The following is a 20,815-nucleotide window of genomic DNA, read 5'->3' on the forward strand; positions in this document are numbered from 1 at the left end:
TTTTTTGAAATCTATTGTTTTTCGTTAAAGGACTGTATCTGCGAGACGATACCGGGGCCGTCAATACCGTGCACGGCATACATCTGCTCTTGCGTGCCTTGCATAATAAACTGATCCGGTAAACCCAATTGCAGCAGTCGGTTACCTAATTGCAGCTTATGCAGACATTCGCCCACAGCACTGCCGGCACCACCTACAATGGCGCCATCTTCCAAGGTCACCAGTAGCTCATGGTTTTTGGCTAATTCGGCCACCAAGGCTTCATCCAGGGGCTTAACAAATTTCATATCGGCGAGGGTTGCGCCCAACTGTTCGGCGGCTTGTCTGGCACCGGGTAGTAAAGTACCAAAGTTGAGGAGAGCAATATGCTGTCCCTGTCGCAGAATTTCACCTTTACCTAAGGGCAGGGCGGTCATGGTCTGTTGGATTTCAGCTCCACAGCCTTGACCGCGTGGATAGCGCACTGCCGCAGGTTGATTGAGTAAATGGCCGGTATACAGCATCTGGCGACATTGATTTTCATCACTTGGGGTCATGATCACCAGATTCGGAATACAGCGCATAAAAGGAATATCAAAGGCGCCCTGATGGGTCGGACCATCGGCACCCACTACACCCGCCCTGTCGATAGCAAAGAGTACCGGCAGATTTTGCAGCGCCACATCATGGATCAGCTGATCATAGGCCCGCTGCAGAAAGGTAGAATAGATGGCAACTACTGCGTTGAATCCCTCTTTGGCAAGGCCTGCACCGAAGGTAACCGCATGCTGCTCAGCAATGGCCACATCGAAGTATTGCTGCGGATATTCCTGTGAAAAGCGCACCATACCAGAGCCTTCGCGCATGGCCGGGGTAATGGCCATAAGCTTGGGGTCCTCGGCAGCCATATCGCACAGCCAGTCACCAAAGACTTTCGAGAAATTCGGACCACTAGCCTTGCTCTTAGGCAAGCTGCTATCCAGCGGGTTAAACTTGGGCACCGCATGGTAGTTAATGGGATCTTTTTCGGCCAGCTCGTAGCCTTTACCCTTCTTGGTAACCACGTGCAGGATATGGGGACCTGACATCTGGCGCATATTGCGCAAGGTATCCACCATACCGTTGACATCATGGCCATCAATCGGGCCAATATAGTTAAAGCCCAGCTCTTCGAAAATGGTGCCGGGTACCACCATGCCTTTAATATGCTCTTCGGCACGACTGGCAAATTCTTTGATGGGCGGCACGTTGCTCAGCAGTTTTTTACCGCCGTCTCGAATGGAGTTGAAGAAGCGCCCAGTCAGCAGACGGGCTAAATGGCTGTTCAGTGCGCCAACGTTTTCAGAGATCGACATCTCGTTGTCGTTAAGCACTACCAATAAATCTTTTTTGATATCACCAGCGTGGTTCATGGCCTCAAAGGCCATGCCCGCGGTCATGGCGCCATCACCGATAACGGCGACAATTTTGCGCCCCTTGTCCTCTTTTTCTGCGGCCACCGCCATACCCAAGGCAGCACTGATGCTGGTGGAGGAATGTCCTACTGCAAAGGTGTCGTATTCACTTTCGGGCGGCCAGGGAAAGGGATGCAGTCCGTCTTTTTGACGAATACTGGGCATGCGCTCACGCCGTCCGGTCAGGATCTTGTGCGGATAAGCCTGATGACCCACATCCCAGATCAGACGATCAAAAGGCGTGTTGTAGACATAATGCAAGGCCACGGTCAGTTCTACCGTTCCCAGACCAGAGGCGAAGTGCCCGCTACTCTGGCTTACGCTGGTCAGCAAATATTGACGCAATTCCTTAGCGAGCTGCTTCAGTTTTTCCTGTGGCAGTTCCCGAAGTTGCTGTGGCGTATCGGCTAAAGCCAATATGGGGTAATGGGCGAGATCCAACGTCATGTGGTGCTAGTGATTCCTGTTGACTATATAGCCGGCGAAAGATTGCAAAACCGCCGTATTGTAAGGCAAACCCTGCAAGGCTTGAAGGGCTTGCTGATAAAGTTGCTGGGCCAAGACTTTCGCCTCGCTCAATCCCAACAGCGCTGGATAGGTACTTTTATTCAGCTCCAAATCCGCTCCCTGGCGTTTGCCGAGGGTTTGGGTATCTGAGGTGATATCCAAAATATCGTCCTGCACCTGGAAGGCCAGACCAATCGCATCCGCGAATTGATGCAGTTTGGTCTGCGTTTCTGTTGCGCAATCAGACATACATGCTGCCATCTGCAAGGCAGCTTTGAGTAAGGCACCGGTTTTATGTTGGTGCAAGGTTTCTAATTGTACCAGATCGATGACTTTGTTAGTGGCGGCTAAATCCAGTGCCTGCCCGCCGCACATACCTTGATAGCCGGAAGCTTTGGCAAGATAACGGACCAATCGGATGCGTCTGTCTTCAAGCCTATCCCTTAGTGGATACTCAGCCAAAATCTCAAAAGCCAGGGTCTGTAGGGCATCCGCCGCCAATATGGCGGTCGCTTCATCAAACGCAATATGGCAGGTTGGTTTTCCCCGTCTTAAATCGTCGTTGTCCATGGCCGGCAAGTCGTCATGTACCAAGGAATAAGCATGGATACATTCCAACGCCATGGCAGGGCCATCCAAATCTTCTATGGCAACGTTGAGCATTTCGCCGGCGGCATACAATAAGGCAGGGCGAACCCGCTTCCCGCCAATCAACAGCGCGTACTCCATGGCGGCTTTTAGCTGAGGCGCCAGATCCGGTAATGTGTTGACATGCTGTTGCAACAACTTATTTATGCGTTGCAAATAAGCGCTATGGGCGCTTTGCCATTGCTCAGACATCATTTATTCCTGGTCTGAGTCAAAAGGCACCAGGTCTGCTTGGCCTTGCTGTTCCATCAGTACCTGCACTTTTTGTTGTGCCTGTTGTAATTTTGCCTGACTGATCTTAGTCAGTTGGATGCCGCGTTCGAACTGTTGCAAGGCTTCCTCAAGAGGTAGATCACCTTGCTCCATTTTGCTGACTATGCCTTCCAATTCGGCCAATGCAGCCTCAAAGGACAATTCATCGTTTTTCTTTCTGTTGGTCATTGCACTATCACAAGGGTAGATTGGGTGTTGCGCCACGGGCTCTGGGTCGTCGCGGGTCTGTATTTCCCCGCCCAGTAACACAGGATACCAGCGGTTTGACGGGCTTTGCACCTTACCTGAGGGGAAAATGAGGGTCAAACACTTTCACCGGCGCTAAAATGTCACTATAGAATATGGTAGAAACGTCGATAAATTGGTGAAATATGTCAATGACTTATGCAGGTAAACTGACTTGCTGTATGGTTCGGCATAATCTTTGCTGTAATGATTAATAAAACGATAAGGGCAAGCGGTGATGACAGACTTCCCGCGCTTTGATTGGAGGCCGCTGTGGATTTAGCGACGTTAGTGGGTATTTTAGGCGCATTCGGGTTCATCATAATGGCGATGATCCTCGGTGGCGATATCGGCATGTTTGTCGATGTGCCCTCGATTCTTATCGTATTTTGCGGTTCCTTGTTTGTGGTGTTGGCCAACTTTACCCTTGGACAATTCTTTGCCGTGGGCAAGATAGTGGCCAAGGCCTTTATGTTTAAGATTGAAACACCCGAAGAGCTGATTCAAAAAATCGTCGAAATGGCCGATGCGGCCCGTAAGGGTGGATTCCTGGCTTTGGAAGAAGCCGAAATCACTAATGCCTTTATGCAAAAAGGCGTGGATATGTTGGTGGACGGCCATGATGTGGATGTTGTCCGGGCTACACTGTCTAAAGACATCAGCATGACCACTCAGCGCCATGAATTTGGCGCCAGCTTTTTCAAGGCGCTAGCCGATGTGGCGCCGGCCATGGGTATGATCGGTACGCTTATAGGTCTGGTGGCGATGTTGTCTAACATGGACGACCCCAAGGCTATCGGTCCTGCGATGGCGGTGGCCTTGTTAACTACCTTGTATGGGGCAATGCTGGCAAACGTTGTGGCCCTGCCCATTGCCAGTAAACTATTGAACCGCTCAAACCAGGAAAAATTGAATCAAAGTTTGGTACTGGATGGCGTTTTGGGCATTGCCGATGGTCAAAACCCCAGGGTAATTGAAAATCTGCTGAAGAATTATCTGTCAGCCGGTAAGCGTGCAGTGGCTGAATCGGAGTAGGGGGGAGCATGTCTGACGAACAGGAATGTCCCAAATGCCCGGCCGGCTTACCGGCCTGGATGGCTACCTTTGCCGATCTGATGTCACTGCTGATGTGTTTCTTCGTGTTGCTGCTGGCATTCTCCGAGATGGACGTACTTAAGTTCAAGCAGATTGCCGGTTCGATGAAGTTTGCCTTCGGTGTACAAAACAAAATTGAGGTAAAGGACATTCCCAAAGGCACCAGTGTGATTGCCATGGAGTTTCGTCCGGGACGTCCCGACCCTACACCCATTGAGAATATCCAACAGCAGACCATTGAAATGACCCAGCAGATGCTGGAATTCCAGGCCGGTGATGAAGATTCGGCCGGCGGTCGGCAAAAACAGCGTGGCACCCAGCGCGGTGGTCAGTCGCAACAAACGGCCCAGGATTCTGCCTCCAGCTCTACTCAAGCAGCTCAGCAACAGCAGGTGAATGAGCAGGTGAAGAAAATTGCCCAGCAGTTAGAAAAGCAAATTCTCGATGGCGCTATTGAAATGGAGTCTTTGGGACAACAAATCACCATTCGTATCCGTGAAAACGGGGCTTTTTCGGCAGGTTCGGCATTTTTACAACCTCAGTTTATTCCTGTGTTGCGTAAAGTTGGCTCCTTGTTGGCGGATATTCCCGGCAAAATTGAAATATCAGGTCACAGTGACAATGAGCGTATTTCCAATGAGCTTTATCGTTCGAATTGGGATCTGTCTGCGCAGCGTGCGGTGGCGGTAGCCGAGGCGATGGCGAAGGCGCCGGATTTTGACGAGTCCCGTATGTCGGTGGTGGGAATGGCGGATAATAAGCCGCTGGCCAGCAATACGACCGCCGAAGGGCGCAGTCGCAACCGCCGCGTGGAGATCGCCATCAATCAGGGTGAGCCCATGGAGTCCAAGCCTATTTCAGTGGTTGAACCCGAGCAGTGAGTTGACCCTCTCAATAAAGTTAGCAGCTGGCCAGCATAGGCTGGCCGCTAATCTTTTGCTATAATGCCGCGCTTTTTTGCCGCTGCGTCCAATTTATGAAATTTATCCTCAAGCTTCATCCCGAGATCTCCATCAAAAGCGATTCGGTGCGTCGTCGATTTACCAAAATCCTCGAAGGTAACGTTCGCAATATCTTCAAGGCTTACGATTTTAAAGTGGCCGTATGGAATAAATGGGACAAACTGATCCTTGAAGCCCGCACCGAAACGCCTGAACAGGACGCGCAGGTAATTGATCAACTTAAGCGTATTCCGGGCATCGAACAGTGTCTGCAGGTTCGTCAAAGTGAATACAAAGACTTGCATGATATTTATGAGCAGGTCAAAGCGGTATGGCATGACAAACTTGCGGGTAAAACCTTTGCGGTGAGGGTGAAGCGTCGCGGTGAGCATGACTTTACGTCCATGGATGTGGCTCGCTATGTCGGTGGTGGGCTGAATCAGCACTGTGTCAGCGGCGGCGTCGAGCTAAAACGTCCCGATGTACAAATTGAACTGGAGATTGATAAAGACCAGTTGCTGTTGATTGACCATCGTTTCCGCTGCTTAGGCGGTATGCCGCTGCCTACTCAGGAAGATGTGCTGTCACTGATATCAGGTGGCTTTGATTCCGGCGTGGCCAGTTACCAGATGATCCGTCGTGGCGCCCGCACCCATTATTGCTTCTTTAACTTAGGTGGCCGGCAGCACGAGATTGGGGTTAAACAAGCCTCGTATTATCTGTGGAAACGTTACAGCGCGTCCCATAAGGTCAAGTTTATTGCGGTAGACTTTGAGCCGGTGGTGGCGCAGATCCTTGAGCGAGTCGATAACGGCCTGATGGGCGTGGTACTAAAACGCATGATGCTAAGAGCCGCAAGCATGGTGGCCGATAACCTGGCGATTACCACTCTGGTTACCGGTGAGTGTCTGGGCCAGGTGTCCAGTCAAACCCTGACCAATTTGCACGTAATCACTCAGACTACTGATAAATTGGTGCTGCGCCCCATCGTATGTATGGATAAATCCGAGATCATCAGTATTGCCAGACAAATTGGTACCGAAGATTTTGCCAAGAGCATGCCCGAGTACTGCGGCGTGATCTCCAAAAAACCCACAGTGCACGCCATTCTCGAACAGGTGCAAGAGCAAGAAGCCAAGTTGGATGAGGATTTGATTACCAAGGTGGTCAGAGCCTCGAATGTGTTGGACATTCGCCGTATCGCCGAGGATACCGAGAAGGAAGTCGCTCAAGTCGAGGCGGTGGAAGCCATGCCTGAGGGGGCGGTGGTTTTGGATATACGTGCACCGGAGGAAGAGGAGAACAAGCCTCTTTCTGTGCCTGACCATCAGGTGCTGCATATTCCGTTTTTCCAGCTTGCCCGCAAGTTTGCCGATTTAGATCAGAGTAGGGCTTATTTCCTATATTGCGAGCGTGGTGTAATGAGCAATATGCAGGCGCTGTTGTTGCACGAGCAGGGCTACCAAAACGTTAAGGTATACCGACCTTAAACCGTTCTTGAGCTGACGGCTTGCCACAACTCCTTGTTCAGCGGTGCCGGCAGACCCAAAGATTCGGCTGTAGTGACGACAAAACCACTAATGTAATCAATTTCAGTGGGGCGTCCATGTGCTATGTCCTGGTGCATGGATGAGTAGTTGGTTGCTGTGGCATTGATCACTTCATACACCCGCTTTTCAATGTCTTTGGCGCCCTCAATTGCTAATGTATTCATCAGCGTTGCGATTTCAGCACAAAGCCCCTGAATAAGACTGGCAAAGCGCGGATCGGCCAACTCGCCATTGCGGATATTGTGTAGCGCCGTTAAGGGGTTGATCACAGCGTTGACCGCCAGCTTCATCCATAAAGCCGGGTTGATATCCTGATGCCACTTGCAAGGGGCCAGCAACGCTGAGAGCTGCTGTTCTACATCAGCATGACGGCGAGCATCGTTTTTGTGGCTGATCCAACCCAGATCGGTAATCCCGGCACCGGTTTCAGTGACCAAATCCTCCTTTTTAAGGGAAGCCATACGGGTTATCCCGACCAACAAAGGGTTTTGGGGAAAAAGGGATAGCGTTGGTGTCACTGTGCCCATACCATTGTGCAGAAGCAGTAAAGCCTGCTCTGTGATATTGGGCTTCAGCGCTTCTAACGCCGGTAATATCTGGTAGGCCTTTAGCGCAAGCAATAGGATTTCGTTACCCCTTAGCTGCTCAGGAGTAATCAGAGACGGACTTACTTCTACAGCCGCGCTTTGTAATGGCTGAAAGCGAAAAGAAGTGACCTTTCCACTTCTTGTCATCACCCCATAATCCATGCCCAAATGGTGGCAGCGCGCCGCGAGTAGGCTGCCAATAGCACCTTGTCCCAAGATCACCAGCTTGGCTTTCATTTTGCCTGTTCCTTTACTTCAGGCCAGGGGAGCTGCCAGGGCGTCTGCCATTGGCTCAGGCTCTGCTGGCAAAGGGAGGCAATAAAGTGTTGTCCTGCCGTCGGTAGCTGCACGTAGCTGTAGAGTTGTCCGCTCAGTTCAAAACGTAGCGCATAGGCATGCAAATACATGCGATCGGCCCGTTCCCCTTTATACAGGCTGTCACCCAGAATAGGGCTGCCCAGACTTTTCGCCATCACCCTTATCTGGTGCGTTTTACCGGTGCTGGGTTTGACCAGCAGCAGTCTTAAGCCATCACCCAGTCCACAACTGAAAAATTGACTGACCGCCGGCGCCTCTTTGCTTTGGGTTAGCATCCATTGCCCATCACGGGATTTGACCATATCGCCGATAACGGCACCTTGTTTCTTTTTGGGCTTGCGGTTGCTAAGGGCCAGATAGAATTTTTGCACTTGCCGCTGTTCGAATAATTTGCCAAAAGCGGCAGCAGTATGTGCATTTTTAGCCAGCAGGAGTAGGCCGGACGTTTCTTTATCCAGCCGGTGCACCAACCAAAGCTGAGGGTAACCGGTTTGGCGACATACCAGAGTTACAAGCCCGTCTAGCTCACCTTCCTGATGCACGCCGATGCTTGCTGGTTTATCAATAACCAAAAAATCAGGCTGCTCATCTACGATAGTGATCGACGGTCCGTTAAGTGCAGGGGATGGGCTCATTCCGGGAGAGCTGACAGAAGATCAATCGCGGCGTCGTACTCAAGATTGTCCACCAGTCCTGCGATTTGTTGCTTTACGGCATCCTCAGCCTTGATGCCTGCAAGATAGCCTTGCAGGCTATCGGCTGTTATAAACTCCCTGTCACTCAAGGCATTTAACAATGCTTGTTTAGCCATCGGTGTAGCCTTCACTGCTTGTTGTGCAGTCTTTTCGGTTTCCTGATTGGCAAGCACATTCAGAGTTTGTTGCAGGATGTCGCCGAACTCTTTGCACAGGGGCTGAGCGCCGGGATCTTGCACCTTGAGCAAGGTATCCAATGTCACACTGGTCAGGTAAAGGCGTTGTAAACCCAGATTACCGGACACGCCTTTTATGGAATGCACCAATTGCTGCGCTTCATGCCATTCTCCCTTATCCAAATACGTTTGGGTTTGAATGGCCGTATCGGCATAGTCTTCTAAAAACCGCTGATGCAAGCGCTGCAAAAGGTCTTGATTGCCGCCCAGTTGCAACAGGGCATTTGAGATGTCGAGAAGAGGCGCTTGGCTCACAACTTTATCCTATTGTTACTCGATGGCGCAGGTGTCGTCGGCACCCGAAGTTTGGCCTTTAGCCTTTGCACAGGCAAGTATTGTTTGGCCATACGTGCTATTGCTCTTAATACTTGTGCTAATACAACTACTTAATTTATTACAATTTTCATAACAGATCACGGATGCGTAACAGCCAAGAGCATGAAAACTGTTATAAGATGTGGGATTACCTCATGTTGTCGGTATGACTTTAGACAGGAATTCTTGACCCCGATGCGTACCCTTAAGACTTTCGCCAGCCTTTTTTTACTGACCCTGGGCGCCTGCTCTCAGTCTCCTTCACCCGAGGTGTTGCCGCCCGGTATTCAACTTGTTGAGCAACACCAAAATACCGGCTCGCAGGGACTCGCATTTAAAAAATACCGTCTGAATAATGGCCTTACTCTGATCTTACATGCCGACCATTCCGATCCGCTGGTGCATGTCGATGTCACCTATCATGTGGGCTCTTCCCGGGAAGAACCAGGTAAATCCGGTTTCGCTCACTTTTTCGAACACATGATGTTCCAGGGCTCAGACCATGTTGCTGACGAGCAGCACTTTAAGATTATTACCGAAGCGGGCGGCACGCTGAATGGCACCACCAATAGTGACCGCACCAATTACTATCAAACTGTGCCGGCCAATCAGCTTGAAAAAGTGCTGTGGCTGGAAGCCGATCGTATGGGGTTCCTGCTGCCTGCGGTGACGCAGGAAAAATTTGAAATTCAGCGCGAAACAGTAAAAAACGAACGGGCACAGAACGTTGACAACCAACCCTATGGTCTGCGCTTAGAACGCACCGCTGAAGCACTCTACCCCGCGGGGCATCCTTATTCCTGGCCCACTATTGGATACCCCGAGGACTTACAACGGGTGGATGTAACGGATTTAAAACGATTCTTTGCAACATGGTATGGCCCCAATAATGCGGTATTGACCATTGGTGGAGACTTCGATGAGCAGCAAGTACTTGACTGGGTGGTGAAGTATTTTGCCAGTATTCCCGCAGGCCCAGCAGTTGAGCCGTTAAAAAAGGAGCAAGTCAGGTTGCCTCAGAGTCGCCATCTGGTGCTTGAAGATGATGTGCATCTGCCGCTGTTACAGCTGACGCTGCCGACGGTGTATGCACGACACGAGGATGAAGCCGCGTTGGATGTGTTGGCCGATATTCTCGGCGGCGGCAAGACCTCACTGTTTTATAAAAACCTGGTTAAGCAAGGGATCGCGGTCAACGCCGCGGTCAGTCATCCTTGTCGCGAATTGGCCTGCGAATTTCAATTGATTGCGCTTGCCCATCCAAGCCGGGTGAGCAACCTCGGTGAATTGCAGCAGATAATCCAAAGCACCCTCAACGAATTTGAGCAGCGAGGAGTGATGCCGGACGATCTCGTCCGCACTAAAACCACCATTGAAGCTGGCACCATTTACGGATTGCAAAGTGTGGCCGGCAAAGTATCGACCCTGGCTGCCAATGAGGTTTTCGAAGGGCAGCCTGATTTACTGCAATTTGATTTGGACAGATACGCCGCAGTTACCGAAGAAGACGTGATGCGGGTCTATCGTCGCTATATCAAAGACAAGCCAGCGGTTGTATTGAGTATCGTTCCTCGCGGCCAAACTGAATTGGCCGCCGCGCCCTCCGACTTTACTAAGCCACAAGCGATGCCAACGGACCAGGAGTCAGCGCAAAGTCCTGCTTTACGGCAAAAAGTGGTGGCGGATGATTTTGATCGAAACCAAGTGCCGCCGGCGGGTCCCAATCCGCTAATCCATGTGCCGGCGTTTTGGCAAACCCAGTGGCAAAACGGTATTGAAATCATTGGTCATCAAAGCAAAGAAACGCCGACGGTGACGCTGACCCTCTCTATGGAAGGGGGACCATTACTGGATCCTATTGAAAAAGCGGGGTTGGCCTGGCTCACCGCGCAGATGATGAATGAGTCAACCAAGACCATGAGCACCGAGCAACTGGCCAATGAGCTGAGTAAGCTTGGTAGCCAAATCTACTTCGGTGCAGCGGGTCGCCATTCTCAGATTACGGTATCCAGCCTGAGCAAAAATCTTGCCGAGACCCTTGAGCTTTTGCAACAAAAACTCTTCCAGCCGGCATTTTTGCAAGAAGACTTTGAGCGTATACGTCAGCAGGCGTTGCAGGGGATTCAACAACAATTGAAAGATCCAGAGCGTTTGGCCAGCCGAGGCGTCAGTCAACTGCTTTTTGGTGAACAGAATCGCGTAAGTCTGCCCGATCAAGGCACATTGACCACCCTCGCGTCGGTCACCCTTGAGGACGTGAAGGCCTTCTATCAGCGCTACTATTCGCCTGCGAAAGCGAAGCTGGTCCTGGTGGGTGATGTGGAACAACAAAGGTTATTGGCTCAACTGAATTTTCTGAAGTTGTGGCAGGGACAGGACTATGTCATCCCCGACTACGCGGATTTTCCTGAGTTGAAGGAAGCCAAGTTGTATTTTATCGACAGACCCGGTGCCAATCAGTCTGTTGTTAAATTGTTTAAGCCTTCGCTGCCTTATGATGCAACCGGTGAGCATTTTAAGTCGAAACTGATGAATTTTCCGTTGGGCGGCATGTTTAACAGCCGTATTAATCTTAAGCTAAGGGAAGAGAAAGGCTTCACTTATGGGGCCAACAGTATGTTTGTGGGAGGCAAGACCCTGGGGTGGTTCGAGGCCGCCAGCAGCGTCAAACAGGACAATACTGCTGAGGCCATTGAGGCGTTGATGGCAGAGATTGACCGCTATGCTGAAGAAGGCATGAGCCAAGCTGAACTGACCTCCTTGCGCCAGGCCTATTTACAAGCTGAAGCCTTGGATTATGAAACCCCAGGGCAAAAAGTTGGATTTTTACGTCACTTGGTGAACTATGATTTACCGCCGGACGTTGTAAAGCAGCAGCATACTGTGATCAAAAATATCAGTACCGCTGAGTTGAACGCACTGGCAGCTAAACATCTGCAACTGGATAGCATGCAACTGCTGGTGGTAGGTGACAAAGCACAGATTATGGATCAGTTGAGCGGCCTAAACAGGGACATTGTTGAGGTGAATATCACGGAGTAGGTCGGCGTTCTGCATGCCCTGATCAGATGACGAGCTTGAATTTACGAACAAGTCCCCCATTAAAGAGGGGGCTTGTCCACATTAGGATATATTTTGCAGCATAACAACCAGCCATTTAGCGAGCGCTTGCGCCTGTTAGCCAGGCCCGATATCGCCGCCACCCTCAAAGGCATCAAGCAGGGGATAGAACGAGAAACCCTGCGAATTAATCCTGACGGCAGCCTGGCCCAAACGCCCCACCCGAAAGCGCTTGGATCGGCGATGTGCCATGAATTCATCACCACCGATTTCTCGGAAGCCCTGCTCGAATTTATTACCGAGCCTCATGAAGATCCTCGCAAGGCATTGGCCCAGTTGCGTGATATCCACAAGTTTGTACTTGAGCGCATTGGTGAGGAACGCTTGTGGCCGATGAGTATGCCCTGCTATATCGAAAGCGAGGAGCATATTCCCATCGCCCAATACGGCTCATCCAATATCGGCAAGATGAAAACCTTGTACCGGACGGGGTTGAAGAATCGTTACGGCAGCATGATGCAAGCCATTGCCGGGGTGCATTTTAATTTCTCGTTACCAGAGAGTTTCTGGCAGGCATGGCTCACTGCCTTAGGAGCGCCGCAGGCGACCAAGGATGAAATATCCGCTGCTTATTTTGCCCTGATTCGTAATTATCGCCGACTGTGTTGGTTGATACCCTACTTGTACGGTGCGTCGCCGGCCCTGTGTGGCTCTTTTATCCGTGGTAAGCAGAGTAGCCTGCCGTTCCAGAAAAGCCCGCAAGGCTCTTACTATCTGCCTTATGCCACATCTTTGCGGATGAGCGATTTGGGCTACACCAACAAGGCGCAGTCGGGGCTGAATATCTGTTACAACGAACTGGATAAGTATGTTGCTTCGCTAAGACAAGCGATTCATACCCCATCGGCAGAGTTTGCGCGTTTTGCCGATAAAAAAGACGGTAAACATCAGCAGCTTAACGCCAATGTGCTGCAGATTGAAAATGAACTCTACTCACCCATCCGACCCAAGCAGATCACTAAACGCCTGGAGAAGCCCTCCGATGCGCTGGAGGACAGGGGAGTACGCTACATTGAAGTGCGGGCCTTGGATCTGAACCCATTTAGTGAAGTGGGGATCTGCCTGAACCAATTCTATTTCCTCAATGTGTTTTTGGTTTATTGCGCCATCAGTCACAGTGATGCCTTGGATCCCGGCGGTTTTTCGCAGACCGAAGCCAATCTGCGTGCAGTCGTAACCGAAGGCCGAAAACCCGGACTGATGCTGGAGCGCAATACCGGGTCGGTTAGTCTGCGTGAATGGGCCGATGACATCTTTAAAGACTTGCTAGAGGTTGCGAAGGTGATGGATGCTGTGTATCAGGAAAATCTCTACAGTGAGGCGGTGCAAACGGAGTGGGAAAAAGTACGCGATCCGAGCCTGACCCCCTCTGCCCGTATGTTAGACAATTTGATGCAGTGTGGCATGGGTACCGGCGATTATGCCCTGGCCATGGCAGAGCAGTATCGCCAACATCTGATGTTGCACCAGTATGAATATCACAGCGAGGCAGAATTGGAGTTACTGGCGAAAACATCCTTGCAGGCACAGGAAAGCGAGGAAAAGGGCGATACCCAGTCTTTTGATGATTTCCTCAGCGCCTACTTTGAAAAAAAGGTGGCACAGCCTGCATAAAAAAGCCCGGAAAAACCGGGCAACGTATTCAGGGGACACAGAAATAACACAGAATCAGAACATCCAAAGCGCTAGAAGTTCGACGTGAATATAAAAAAAATCATTTTATCAGGTTTATTGGCTGTTCCATTCCTTAGCGGTTGTGCCTCGGCGCCCCCTAAGGACAGCAGTAATCTGTGTGAAATTTTTTACGAAAAACGTGACTGGTATGACGCTGCGGTGGATATGAATGAGCGTTGGGGGGTGCCCATTCATGTGCCTATGGCCATGATGTATCAGGAAAGCTCCTTTAAGCATAATGCCCTGCCACCCCGGGATTACATTTTCTTCGGCCTGATCCCCTGGGGCAGAGTCAGTTCCGCCTATGGTTATTCTCAGGCCAAGACGCCTACCTGGGAAGATTATCAGCGAGAAACGGGCAACAGTTGGTCGTCCCGCGAAGATTTTGACGATGCCATGGATTTTATGGGCTGGTTTATCAGCAAGACCCATAAAATTAACGGCGTGTCTAAATGGGATGCCTATGCGCAGTACCTGAATTACCACGAAGGTTGGGGCGGTTACCGGCGCAAGACTTACAACAACAAAGCCTGGTTGAAGCAGATCGCGCTGAAGGTCAAAGATCGTTCTTTACGTTATGCCAAACAGTATAAGTCTTGCCAGGAAGATCTTGATAAGAGTTGGCTGTGGCGGTTGTTTTTCGGTTGAACTGATAACGCCATAGCCTTAGTTGTTTATTGGCTGAGCGTGAGGCTCATCGACCATGACTTTGTTGCGCCCACTGCTTTTTGCCCGGTAAAGCGCACGGTCGGCCGAGATCAATACTTCATCAAAGCTCTGATCATTGTTGCTAAAACAGGCCACGCCAAAACTGGCTGTGATCGCCACTTTGGTGGTACGAGTGATAGACAAAGGGCGATTCTCTATGTTTTCTCTTAGGGTTTCGGCCAGGATTAACACATCTTCCAGATTGCTATCGGTGACCAACACGGCAAACTCCTCGCCACCGAGTCGCCCGAATCGGTCATCTTTACGAATTCGATTGCTGATAAGACTGGTAAAGTGGCAAAGCACCTTGTCACCGATATCATGACCATGTGTGTCGTTAACCTTCTTGAAAAAATCGATATCCATCAAGATCACAAAGGCCGGACGTAATTGATGACGGCGAAAGCGGCTCCATTCCTGCTCCAGCAATTGCATAAATGCGCGCCGGTTCGCAATACCAGTGAGCTCATCGGTCATGGCCTGTTCATGGAAGCGGACTTCAAGGGATTTACGCGCAGTAATATCCTGAGCCGTGCCCTCGAGTTTACCCTCTTCGGTGCGGTTGGCCAGTTGATGGATCCAACGTATTGCGCCACTGCTGCGTACAATACGATGCTCCACATTAAGATGGCCGCTGCGTTTGGCCTGCTGCCAAGCCTGTTCGACCTTCTCTTTATCTTCGGGATGGACTAATTCAAGCAGCATTGACAGGTTAGTGTGTGCTTGATTGTCCACGGCAAAAATATCGAACAATACATCTGACCACCACATCTGCCCGCTTTGCAGATCGGCCGTCCAGGTACCTAATCTCGCAGCTTGCTGCGCCCTGACCAAGGTTTGGTTCAGCTCGCGCAGATCTTGCTCCAAGGCCTTGTGTTGACTGATATCGGTGACATAACCGTGCCACAAGGTGCTGCCATCGGCCTGATGTTCAGGGCGGGCAAACACTTCCCGCCAGCCAGGGCTTGGCATAGTTACCCGAAACTCACTATGCAAAATGCTCAGATTTTGCCGGGAGCTTTCCATGTCTTGCTTAAAGCTTTCACGGTATCGTTCATCAATGGTCGCCATTACCGGATTGGCGCTTTCCTTCAGTACTTCATTGCTCAGTCCTGTCAGCTTTTCCATGCCTTGATTGGCATAGGGAAAGCTCATCTGACCGTTTTGATCGATACGAAATTGAAAAATTGCGCCCGGTACTTGTTCGGATATGCGTTGCAGGAAACGGGTGGTGTCCTCAAGCTCCTGCTGTGTGGTTTGCTGCTCGGTGATGTCGGCATGGGTACCGCACATACGCAATACCTTACCCATGCGGTCTCGTTCAACGATTTGACCGTCGCTGCGTATGATGCGCCAGCTGCCATCTGCATGCTTAAGCCTGAAAACATGCAATAGCTGATGTTGCTGGCCCTTAAGATAACTTCTCACCGCTTCCCGGGCGCTTTGCAAATCGTCGGGGTGGAGTAACTTTTCAAAGGCTTCCAGCGTCAACACCTGGTAGCTTGCAGAATAGCCCAATAGTCTGGTCCACATGTTGTTGAAGTAGAGTTTGCCTTCGTCCAGACGCCAATCCCAAATGCCCAACCTCGCCGCTTTGATGGCATAACGCATTTGCTCCGTCTTTAAACGACTCTCCATGGCACTGGCGGCTAAAATCAATGAGGCCACACCTAGACTGGTGACATACAGCCAGGTACCCAGTATCGGGTTCGATAAATTCGCAAAGATACCCTGTTGGTTGAGGGCTCCATAACCTGCCACCATGGCCAGGGCCAGGATCACCCAGGAGGTCACCGCCAGGTTGGTACGAAGGGCAATCCACAATAAGCCGAGCATTGGCAGCAGGGCCATGGCTGGGGCCATGCTGGTGCTCTGCAAGACGAAAATTTCAAGGCACAGCAGTAACATCAGAAAGAATACCGACATCACCGCGGGTCTGAATAACTGATTAAGGCGGTTAAGATTGAATGACAGCAGCGGAATACCGAAGATCAAGACGCCGGTAATGTCTCCCAGTGTCCAGTTGAGCCAGGCTTTGGCGAAGTCGGATAAGGAAACGAGCTGATGCCAGGTCAGTAAGGATACGCCTAGCAGCGCCATCAGCATGGAACAAGCCAGAACACCTATCAGAGTAAACAACAAAATATCGCTATTGCTCTCAAGTCTGGCGTCAAAGCCCAGGCGCTTTAGCGTGTAGCAGCACAGATAGATGGGAATTGTTGCAGTGGCCGCAATTTGCAAGGCCATCCAAAAGTTGTGACCTGTAAACACCGTATCCAGAAAGGTGCCACCCACCAATATGGCTGGCCACAGGCGCAGATCCCAGCGCAGCAGCAAGGCGACGGCAATGCCCACCGGCGGCCATATCAGGCTGATATTGTAGGAGAATGTTGCAAGCTCAATGCCCCAAAAACCGAAGAGTGCATAGCTGCTGGCCAGAGTCAAAAATTGCAGGCAATAGCGGACCAATGCTTTCATCGGCGGCCAGCCTTAAGAATGTGAAGATTGGATGCTCCCATAACCACCTTTTATGTGGGAGCCCTGCAGCTTCAGCGGGTGAGGGGAACACACCGCGCTAAACGCTGCCCCTGTGGGCTTTCAATCAGTACGCCTATATTGTAGCCAAAGCTTTGGCGAGCATATATTAATTTGTTGAAATATCGAGCAATACCAATAAGGCGCCGTCACCGCCCCATTCCAGCGGGGCTTGGTGGAATGCGACGACGTCGGGGTGTTGAATCAACCAGTTCGGGGTGCTGCGTTTAAGCACGTGTTCGCCTATGCCATGCACAATACACACGCAGTCGCAGTGCTGTTTGACGGCGGTATATAGCAGTGCAGCAATTTCAGCCTTCGCTTCATCTCGCTTAAGTCCATGCAGATCGAGGATAAATTCGGGCACATAGTCACCCCGGCGTAATTGCTTGAGTAAATGATGGTCGGCCATGGGGCGGATATATTTGACTGCTAGTTTGGGATCAAACCAGGCTTCGAAGCCGTCAGAAAACTCAAAGCTGGCGGCGATTTTGCGCGCGAGATCGCCACCACCCGTTTTTTTCGGTAGGGAATTGGCTTTTTGCTTGCTGGCAGGGGGCTGAGGGGGTATTTTGTCCTGCTCTAACGGCGCCACCCCTTGGGTTATTTCTTTAAATAAGGCGCGGTCGTCGTCGGCCAGTTTGGACTTTTTGTGCATGACACCCTGCATTGGAAAGTTTGTGGCCGCATGATAACAAAATCGATCACACAGGTAACGCAATCCCATGACACAACCAGCCCATAATCATCAAGCCATCAGCGAACTTCGAACTATGTTGGATATGGTGAGATGGACAGTGAGCCGCTTTAATGGCGAAGAACTGCATTTTGGCCATGGCACCGACAATGCCTGGGACGAAGCGGTCAGTCTGATATTGCAGGTACTCAATCTGCAGCAGGATATTGATCCCAAGTGGTTTGATGCTCGCCTGACCCAGACCGAGCGCGAAGCCATAGTGGCGCTGGTGCAAAGGAGGGTGGAAGAGCGTGTGCCGCTGGCCTATTTGACCAATCAGGCTTGGTTCTGTGGATTACCTTTTTATGTGGACGAGCGGGTCCTGGTGCCGCGTTCTCCCTTTGCTGAACTGATTGATAAAAAATTCAGTCCCTGGCTTAACTTTGAACCAGACTGCATTCTGGATATGTGCACCGGTAGCGCCTGTATTGCCATTGCCGCCGCCCATGCCTTCGAAAATGTCCAAGTGGATGCGGTAGATATCAGTAGCGACGCCCTGGAGGTCGCTGAAATCAATATCCAGGAACATCATCTTGAACATCGTGTGTTTCCGTTGCAATCCGATTTGTTCGATGGCCTCGTCGGGCAGCAATACGATTTGATTATTGCCAATCCTCCCTATGTGGATGAGGAGGACATGAACGACCTGCCACAGGAGTTCCAGCATGAGCCTGAATTGGGACTGGCGGCAGGATTTGATGGCTTGGATCTGGTCCGTCGCATGCTCATCGAAGCCCCGGATTTTATGACCGAACGCGGTTGGCTATTTGTCGAGGTGGGTAACTCCTGGGTACATATGACTGAGCAATACCCGGATCTGCCACTGACCTGGATCAAGTTTGAACGCGGCGGTCATGGTGTCTTTGCTATCAGTCGCGAAAATTTAGTGGCCTGGTGTAAGAATCAGAAGGAGGTGAATAATGGCGGGCAATAGTTTCGGACGTCTTTTTACCGTCAGCACCTTTGGTGAAAGCCATGGCATTGCCTTAGGCGGTGTGGTGGATGGTTGTCCGCCGGGATTGGAACTTTGCGAAGAGGATCTGCAAGTGGACTTGGACCGGCGTAAGCCCGGGACATCCAGGTACACCACCGCCAGGCGCGAAGAAGATAAGGTGCAAATCCTCTCTGGCGTATTCGAGGGCAAAACCACGGGCACCAGCATTGGCCTGTTGATTCAAAACACCGATCAACGCTCGCAAGACTATTCCAATATCAAAGATATCTTCCGTCCGGGCCATGCCGATTATACCTATCAGCAAAAATATGGCCTGCGTGATTACCGCGGTGGTGGCCGCTCCAGTGCTCGTGAAACCGCCATTCGTGTGGCCGCCGGCGCCATTGCTAAAAAATATTTAAAAGACCGCCTGGGGATCCAGATCCAGGGCTATCTGTCGCAACTGGGGCCCATCGAACTGGCTCCTGAAGATTTGTCCATCGTCTATGACAACCCATTTTTCTGTGCCGAACCGGGAAAGTTGGAAGCGCTCGATGAATATATGCGTGACCTGAAGAAAAGCGGTGATTCCATCGGCGCCAAAGTGTCGGTAGTGGCCACTGGCGTGCCGGTGGGATTGGGTGAGCCGGTATTCGATCGTCTCGATGCCGATATCGCGCAAGCGATGATGGGCATTAATGCTGTCAAAGGCGTTGAGATTGGCGATGGCTTTAAAGTGGTGAATCAAAAAGGCAGTGAGCATCGCGACCTGATGAGCCCGGCGGGTTTTCTGTCCAATCGCTCTGGCGGTGTATTAGGTGGGATCTCCAGCGGCCAGGATATTCTGGTGCATATGGCCCTTAAACCCACATCCAGCATCAGTGTACCGGGAGAGACGGTGAATATCCGCGGTGAACAGGCGGAAGTGGTCACCAAAGGCCGCCACGATCCTTGTGTGGGCATTCGTGCTGTGCCCATTGCTGAAGCCATGCTGGCCCTGGTGCTGATGGATCACTATCTGCGCCATCGCGGTCAAAATGCCGATGTAAACCACACCACGCCGGTTCTGCCAGGACAAGCCTGAGGCAATGCATAAATCTGTGAATATGGGTGCCGGCACGGGCTGGCTTGCCCTGGCCTACCTGTTGTACTTCGGCCAGCTGGGTGTGCTGGTGCCTTATCTTGCCCTGTTTTTGGATGGCAGGGGCCTGGACTCCACCGCCATTGGTGAATTGTTGGCACTGATTACCCTGGCGCGCATTCTGGGCCCCACTCTGTGGGCCAATCTGGCCGATAGCAGCGGTAAATGTCTGCGTATTCTGCAGCTGGGTTGTTTGTTAGCCAGCCTCAGTTTCCTGTTTATCTTTATCGCCGATGATTTTTGGAGTCTGGCCCTGTGTTTTGGCCTGGTACTGATGTTCTGGACCGCCATTATGCCGCAGATGGAGGTGATCACCCTCAATTCGGTGGAGGGCAATGCCAGTCGCTATAGCCGTATTCGCCTGTGGGGAAGCCTGGGTTTTATTCTGCTTACCGTTCTGGCTGGACGCTTAATAGATTGGTATGGCACCGAAGTGCTGATTTTCCTCTGCAGTGGACTGCTGCTTTCCTTATTGTTGGTCAGCTTGCGGTTGCAAGAGCCGCCACAACAACAGATCGACAATGAACCCGAAGGCCCTATATGGGATTGGCTGAGAGCGCCGGTATTTATCGGCTTTATCCTCGCTGCCTGCTTGTTGCAAGTCAGTTTCGGTCCCTACAACAGCTTTTTTACTTTATACATGAAGGACCTGGGCTATAGCGGTATGCAGACGGGATTGCTGCTGTCCGTAGGGGTGGTCGCAGAAATTGTTATTTTTATGCTGGCCGGGCGTCTGATTGGCCGTTTTGGCGTAAAGCGGGTGCTGTATGTCAGTCTGCTACTCACCGCATTGCGCTGGTATGTGATGGCAAGTCTGGCCCATGTACAGTGGCTATTGATCCTCAGTCAGCTGTTTCATGCGGCCAGTTTTGGCTTAACCCATGCCGCATCTGTGCATTTCATTCATCGCTACTTCGGGCGGCGTTTTCAAAGCCGTGGTCAGGCCCTGTACGTGAGTTTGGCCACGGGGCTGGGCGGCGCACTGGGGAACTATGGCGCCGGACACTTGTGGCAGCAAGGCAAGGGGGCTGAACTGACTTTCTTATGTGCCGCTGCCGTGGTGACGCTGGCTGCCCTGGTGGTGATGTTATTGCCCCGTCAGCAATTGCAGGGCGAACGGCGGCAAAGTTGAGCCAAACCTGGC

17 protein-coding genes are annotated in these 20,815 nt (G+C 51.3%); 9 read left to right on the forward strand and 8 right to left on the reverse strand.

Translation table 11 applies throughout. The annotated features are described in order from the left end of the window. Positions 1-11 precede the first annotated feature (11 nt). Genes dxs through xseB form a run of 3 tightly spaced genes read right to left on the reverse strand, consistent with a single transcriptional unit; the run spans position 12 to position 3,029 of the window. Positions 12-1,880: a 1-deoxy-D-xylulose-5-phosphate synthase gene (dxs, locus tag P2G88_RS07145; protein WP_275795133.1), complete on the reverse strand. Its 1,869-nt coding sequence runs from the start codon at positions 1,878-1,880 to the stop codon at positions 12-14. 6 nt (positions 1,881-1,886) lie between these two features. After that, positions 1,887-2,783 (reverse strand): (2E,6E)-farnesyl diphosphate synthase, encoded by an 897-nt coding sequence (gene ispA / locus P2G88_RS07150; RefSeq protein ID WP_275795134.1) that lies wholly within the window; start codon positions 2,781-2,783, stop codon positions 1,887-1,889. Beyond that, positions 2,784-3,029, reverse strand: coding sequence for an exodeoxyribonuclease VII small subunit (xseB, locus tag P2G88_RS07155; RefSeq protein WP_275795326.1), 246 nt, complete (start codon positions 3,027-3,029; stop codon positions 2,784-2,786). It abuts the gene before it with no gap. 330 nt (positions 3,030-3,359) lie between these two features. Between xseB and pomA the strand changes: the two genes are divergently transcribed. From pomA to thiI, 3 genes are all read left to right on the forward strand, one after another. Beyond that, positions 3,360-4,121 carry a flagellar motor protein PomA gene (gene pomA, locus P2G88_RS07160; protein ID WP_275795135.1) on the forward strand — a complete coding sequence of 254 codons (762 nt, stop codon included), beginning with the start codon at positions 3,360-3,362 and terminating at the stop codon, positions 4,119-4,121. An 8-nt stretch (positions 4,122-4,129) separates the two neighbouring features. Next, positions 4,130-5,062 (forward strand): flagellar motor protein MotB, encoded by a 933-nt coding sequence (locus tag P2G88_RS07165; RefSeq protein WP_275795136.1) that lies wholly within the window; start codon positions 4,130-4,132, stop codon positions 5,060-5,062. A 95-nt stretch (positions 5,063-5,157) separates the two neighbouring features. Continuing rightward, entirely contained in the window at positions 5,158-6,612 is a 1,455-nt protein-coding gene (gene thiI / locus P2G88_RS07170) for a tRNA uracil 4-sulfurtransferase ThiI (RefSeq protein ID WP_275795137.1), read from the forward strand. Here thiI and P2G88_RS07175 read toward each other — a convergent pair. From P2G88_RS07175 to P2G88_RS07185, 3 genes are read right to left on the reverse strand one after another with little or no spacing between them, the layout of a single operon-like run. After that, complete coding sequence (locus tag P2G88_RS07175) at positions 6,609-7,496, reverse strand: 2-dehydropantoate 2-reductase (protein ID WP_275795138.1); 888 nt, start codon at positions 7,494-7,496, stop codon at positions 6,609-6,611. The genes thiI and P2G88_RS07175 overlap by 4 nt on opposite strands. Then, positions 7,493-8,212, reverse strand: coding sequence for a TIGR01621 family pseudouridine synthase (locus P2G88_RS07180; protein WP_275795140.1), 720 nt, complete (start codon positions 8,210-8,212; stop codon positions 7,493-7,495). Before P2G88_RS07180 ends, P2G88_RS07175 begins: the two co-directional genes overlap by 4 nt. Continuing rightward, positions 8,209-8,763: an Hpt domain-containing protein gene (locus P2G88_RS07185; RefSeq protein ID WP_275795141.1), complete on the reverse strand. Its 555-nt coding sequence runs from the start codon at positions 8,761-8,763 to the stop codon at positions 8,209-8,211. Before P2G88_RS07185 ends, P2G88_RS07180 begins: the two co-directional genes overlap by 4 nt. 255 nt (positions 8,764-9,018) lie before the next feature. On the opposite strand from P2G88_RS07185, the gene P2G88_RS07190 reads away from it, so the two are divergent. The 3 genes from P2G88_RS07190 (at position 9,019) to P2G88_RS07200 (ending at position 14,265) form a co-directional block, all read left to right on the forward strand. Beyond that, entirely contained in the window at positions 9,019-11,865 is a 2,847-nt protein-coding gene (locus tag P2G88_RS07190; RefSeq protein ID WP_275795142.1) for a pitrilysin family protein, read from the forward strand. A 93-nt stretch (positions 11,866-11,958) separates the two neighbouring features. After that, positions 11,959-13,557, forward strand: coding sequence for a glutamate--cysteine ligase (gene gshA / locus P2G88_RS07195; RefSeq protein ID WP_275795143.1), 1,599 nt, complete (start codon positions 11,959-11,961; stop codon positions 13,555-13,557). A gap of 84 nt (positions 13,558-13,641) precedes the next feature. Continuing rightward, positions 13,642-14,265 carry a hypothetical protein gene (locus tag P2G88_RS07200; protein WP_275795144.1) on the forward strand — a complete coding sequence of 208 codons (624 nt, stop codon included), beginning with the start codon at positions 13,642-13,644 and terminating at the stop codon, positions 14,263-14,265. Positions 14,266-14,283: 18 nt separating this feature from the next. On the opposite strand, the gene P2G88_RS07205 is transcribed toward P2G88_RS07200, so the two are convergent. Then, complete coding sequence (locus P2G88_RS07205) at positions 14,284-16,803, reverse strand: sensor domain-containing diguanylate cyclase (protein WP_275795145.1); 2,520 nt, start codon at positions 16,801-16,803, stop codon at positions 14,284-14,286. Positions 16,804-16,969: 166 nt separating this feature from the next. Beyond that, complete coding sequence (smrB, locus tag P2G88_RS07210) at positions 16,970-17,518, reverse strand: endonuclease SmrB (protein WP_275795146.1); 549 nt, start codon at positions 17,516-17,518, stop codon at positions 16,970-16,972. Between the two features lie 67 nt (positions 17,519-17,585). On the opposite strand from smrB, the gene prmB reads away from it, so the two are divergent. The 3 genes from prmB to P2G88_RS07225 are packed head-to-tail and all read left to right on the forward strand — an operon-like array spanning position 17,586 to position 20,803. Further along, positions 17,586-18,530 (forward strand): 50S ribosomal protein L3 N(5)-glutamine methyltransferase, encoded by a 945-nt coding sequence (gene prmB, locus P2G88_RS07215; protein ID WP_275795148.1) that lies wholly within the window; start codon positions 17,586-17,588, stop codon positions 18,528-18,530. Continuing rightward, positions 18,517-19,614, forward strand: coding sequence for a chorismate synthase (gene aroC, locus P2G88_RS07220; RefSeq protein WP_275795149.1), 1,098 nt, complete (start codon positions 18,517-18,519; stop codon positions 19,612-19,614). The genes prmB and aroC overlap by 14 nt, the downstream gene beginning before the upstream one ends. A gap of 4 nt (positions 19,615-19,618) precedes the next feature. Further along, positions 19,619-20,803, forward strand: a complete 1,185-nt coding sequence (locus tag P2G88_RS07225; protein WP_275795150.1) for an MFS transporter — start codon at positions 19,619-19,621, stop codon at positions 20,801-20,803. Positions 20,804-20,815 lie beyond the last annotated feature (12 nt).

The organism is Aliiglaciecola sp. CAU 1673 (assembly GCF_029223185.1).
GTDB lineage: Bacteria > Pseudomonadota > Gammaproteobacteria > Enterobacterales > Alteromonadaceae > Bowmanella.

What these genes read in the sequence shown, in the direction of transcription:
- dxs (WP_275795133.1), bottom strand. Translation starts at nt 1,880, where the DNA reads ATGACGTTGGATCTCGCCCATTACCCCATATTGGCTTTAGCCGATACG.
- ispA (WP_275795134.1), bottom strand. Translation starts at nt 2,783, where the DNA reads ATGATGTCTGAGCAATGGCAAAGCGCCCATAGCGCTTATTTGCAACGC.
- xseB (WP_275795326.1), bottom strand. Translation starts at nt 3,029, where the DNA reads ATGACCAACAGAAAGAAAAACGATGAATTGTCCTTTGAGGCTGCATTG.
- P2G88_RS07165 (WP_275795136.1), top strand. Translation starts at nt 4,130, where the DNA reads ATGTCTGACGAACAGGAATGTCCCAAATGCCCGGCCGGCTTACCGGCC.
- thiI (WP_275795137.1), top strand. Translation starts at nt 5,158, where the DNA reads ATGAAATTTATCCTCAAGCTTCATCCCGAGATCTCCATCAAAAGCGAT.
- P2G88_RS07175 (WP_275795138.1), bottom strand. Translation starts at nt 7,496, where the DNA reads ATGAAAGCCAAGCTGGTGATCTTGGGACAAGGTGCTATTGGCAGCCTA.
- P2G88_RS07180 (WP_275795140.1), bottom strand. Translation starts at nt 8,212, where the DNA reads ATGAGCCCATCCCCTGCACTTAACGGACCGTCGATCACTATCGTAGAT.
- P2G88_RS07190 (WP_275795142.1), top strand. Translation starts at nt 9,019, where the DNA reads ATGCGTACCCTTAAGACTTTCGCCAGCCTTTTTTTACTGACCCTGGGC.
- P2G88_RS07205 (WP_275795145.1), bottom strand. Translation starts at nt 16,803, where the DNA reads ATGAAAGCATTGGTCCGCTATTGCCTGCAATTTTTGACTCTGGCCAGC.
- smrB (WP_275795146.1), bottom strand. Translation starts at nt 17,518, where the DNA reads ATGCACAAAAAGTCCAAACTGGCCGACGACGACCGCGCCTTATTTAAA.
- prmB (WP_275795148.1), top strand. Translation starts at nt 17,586, where the DNA reads ATGACACAACCAGCCCATAATCATCAAGCCATCAGCGAACTTCGAACT.
- aroC (WP_275795149.1), top strand. Translation starts at nt 18,517, where the DNA reads ATGGCGGGCAATAGTTTCGGACGTCTTTTTACCGTCAGCACCTTTGGT.
- P2G88_RS07225 (WP_275795150.1), top strand. Translation starts at nt 19,619, where the DNA reads ATGCATAAATCTGTGAATATGGGTGCCGGCACGGGCTGGCTTGCCCTG.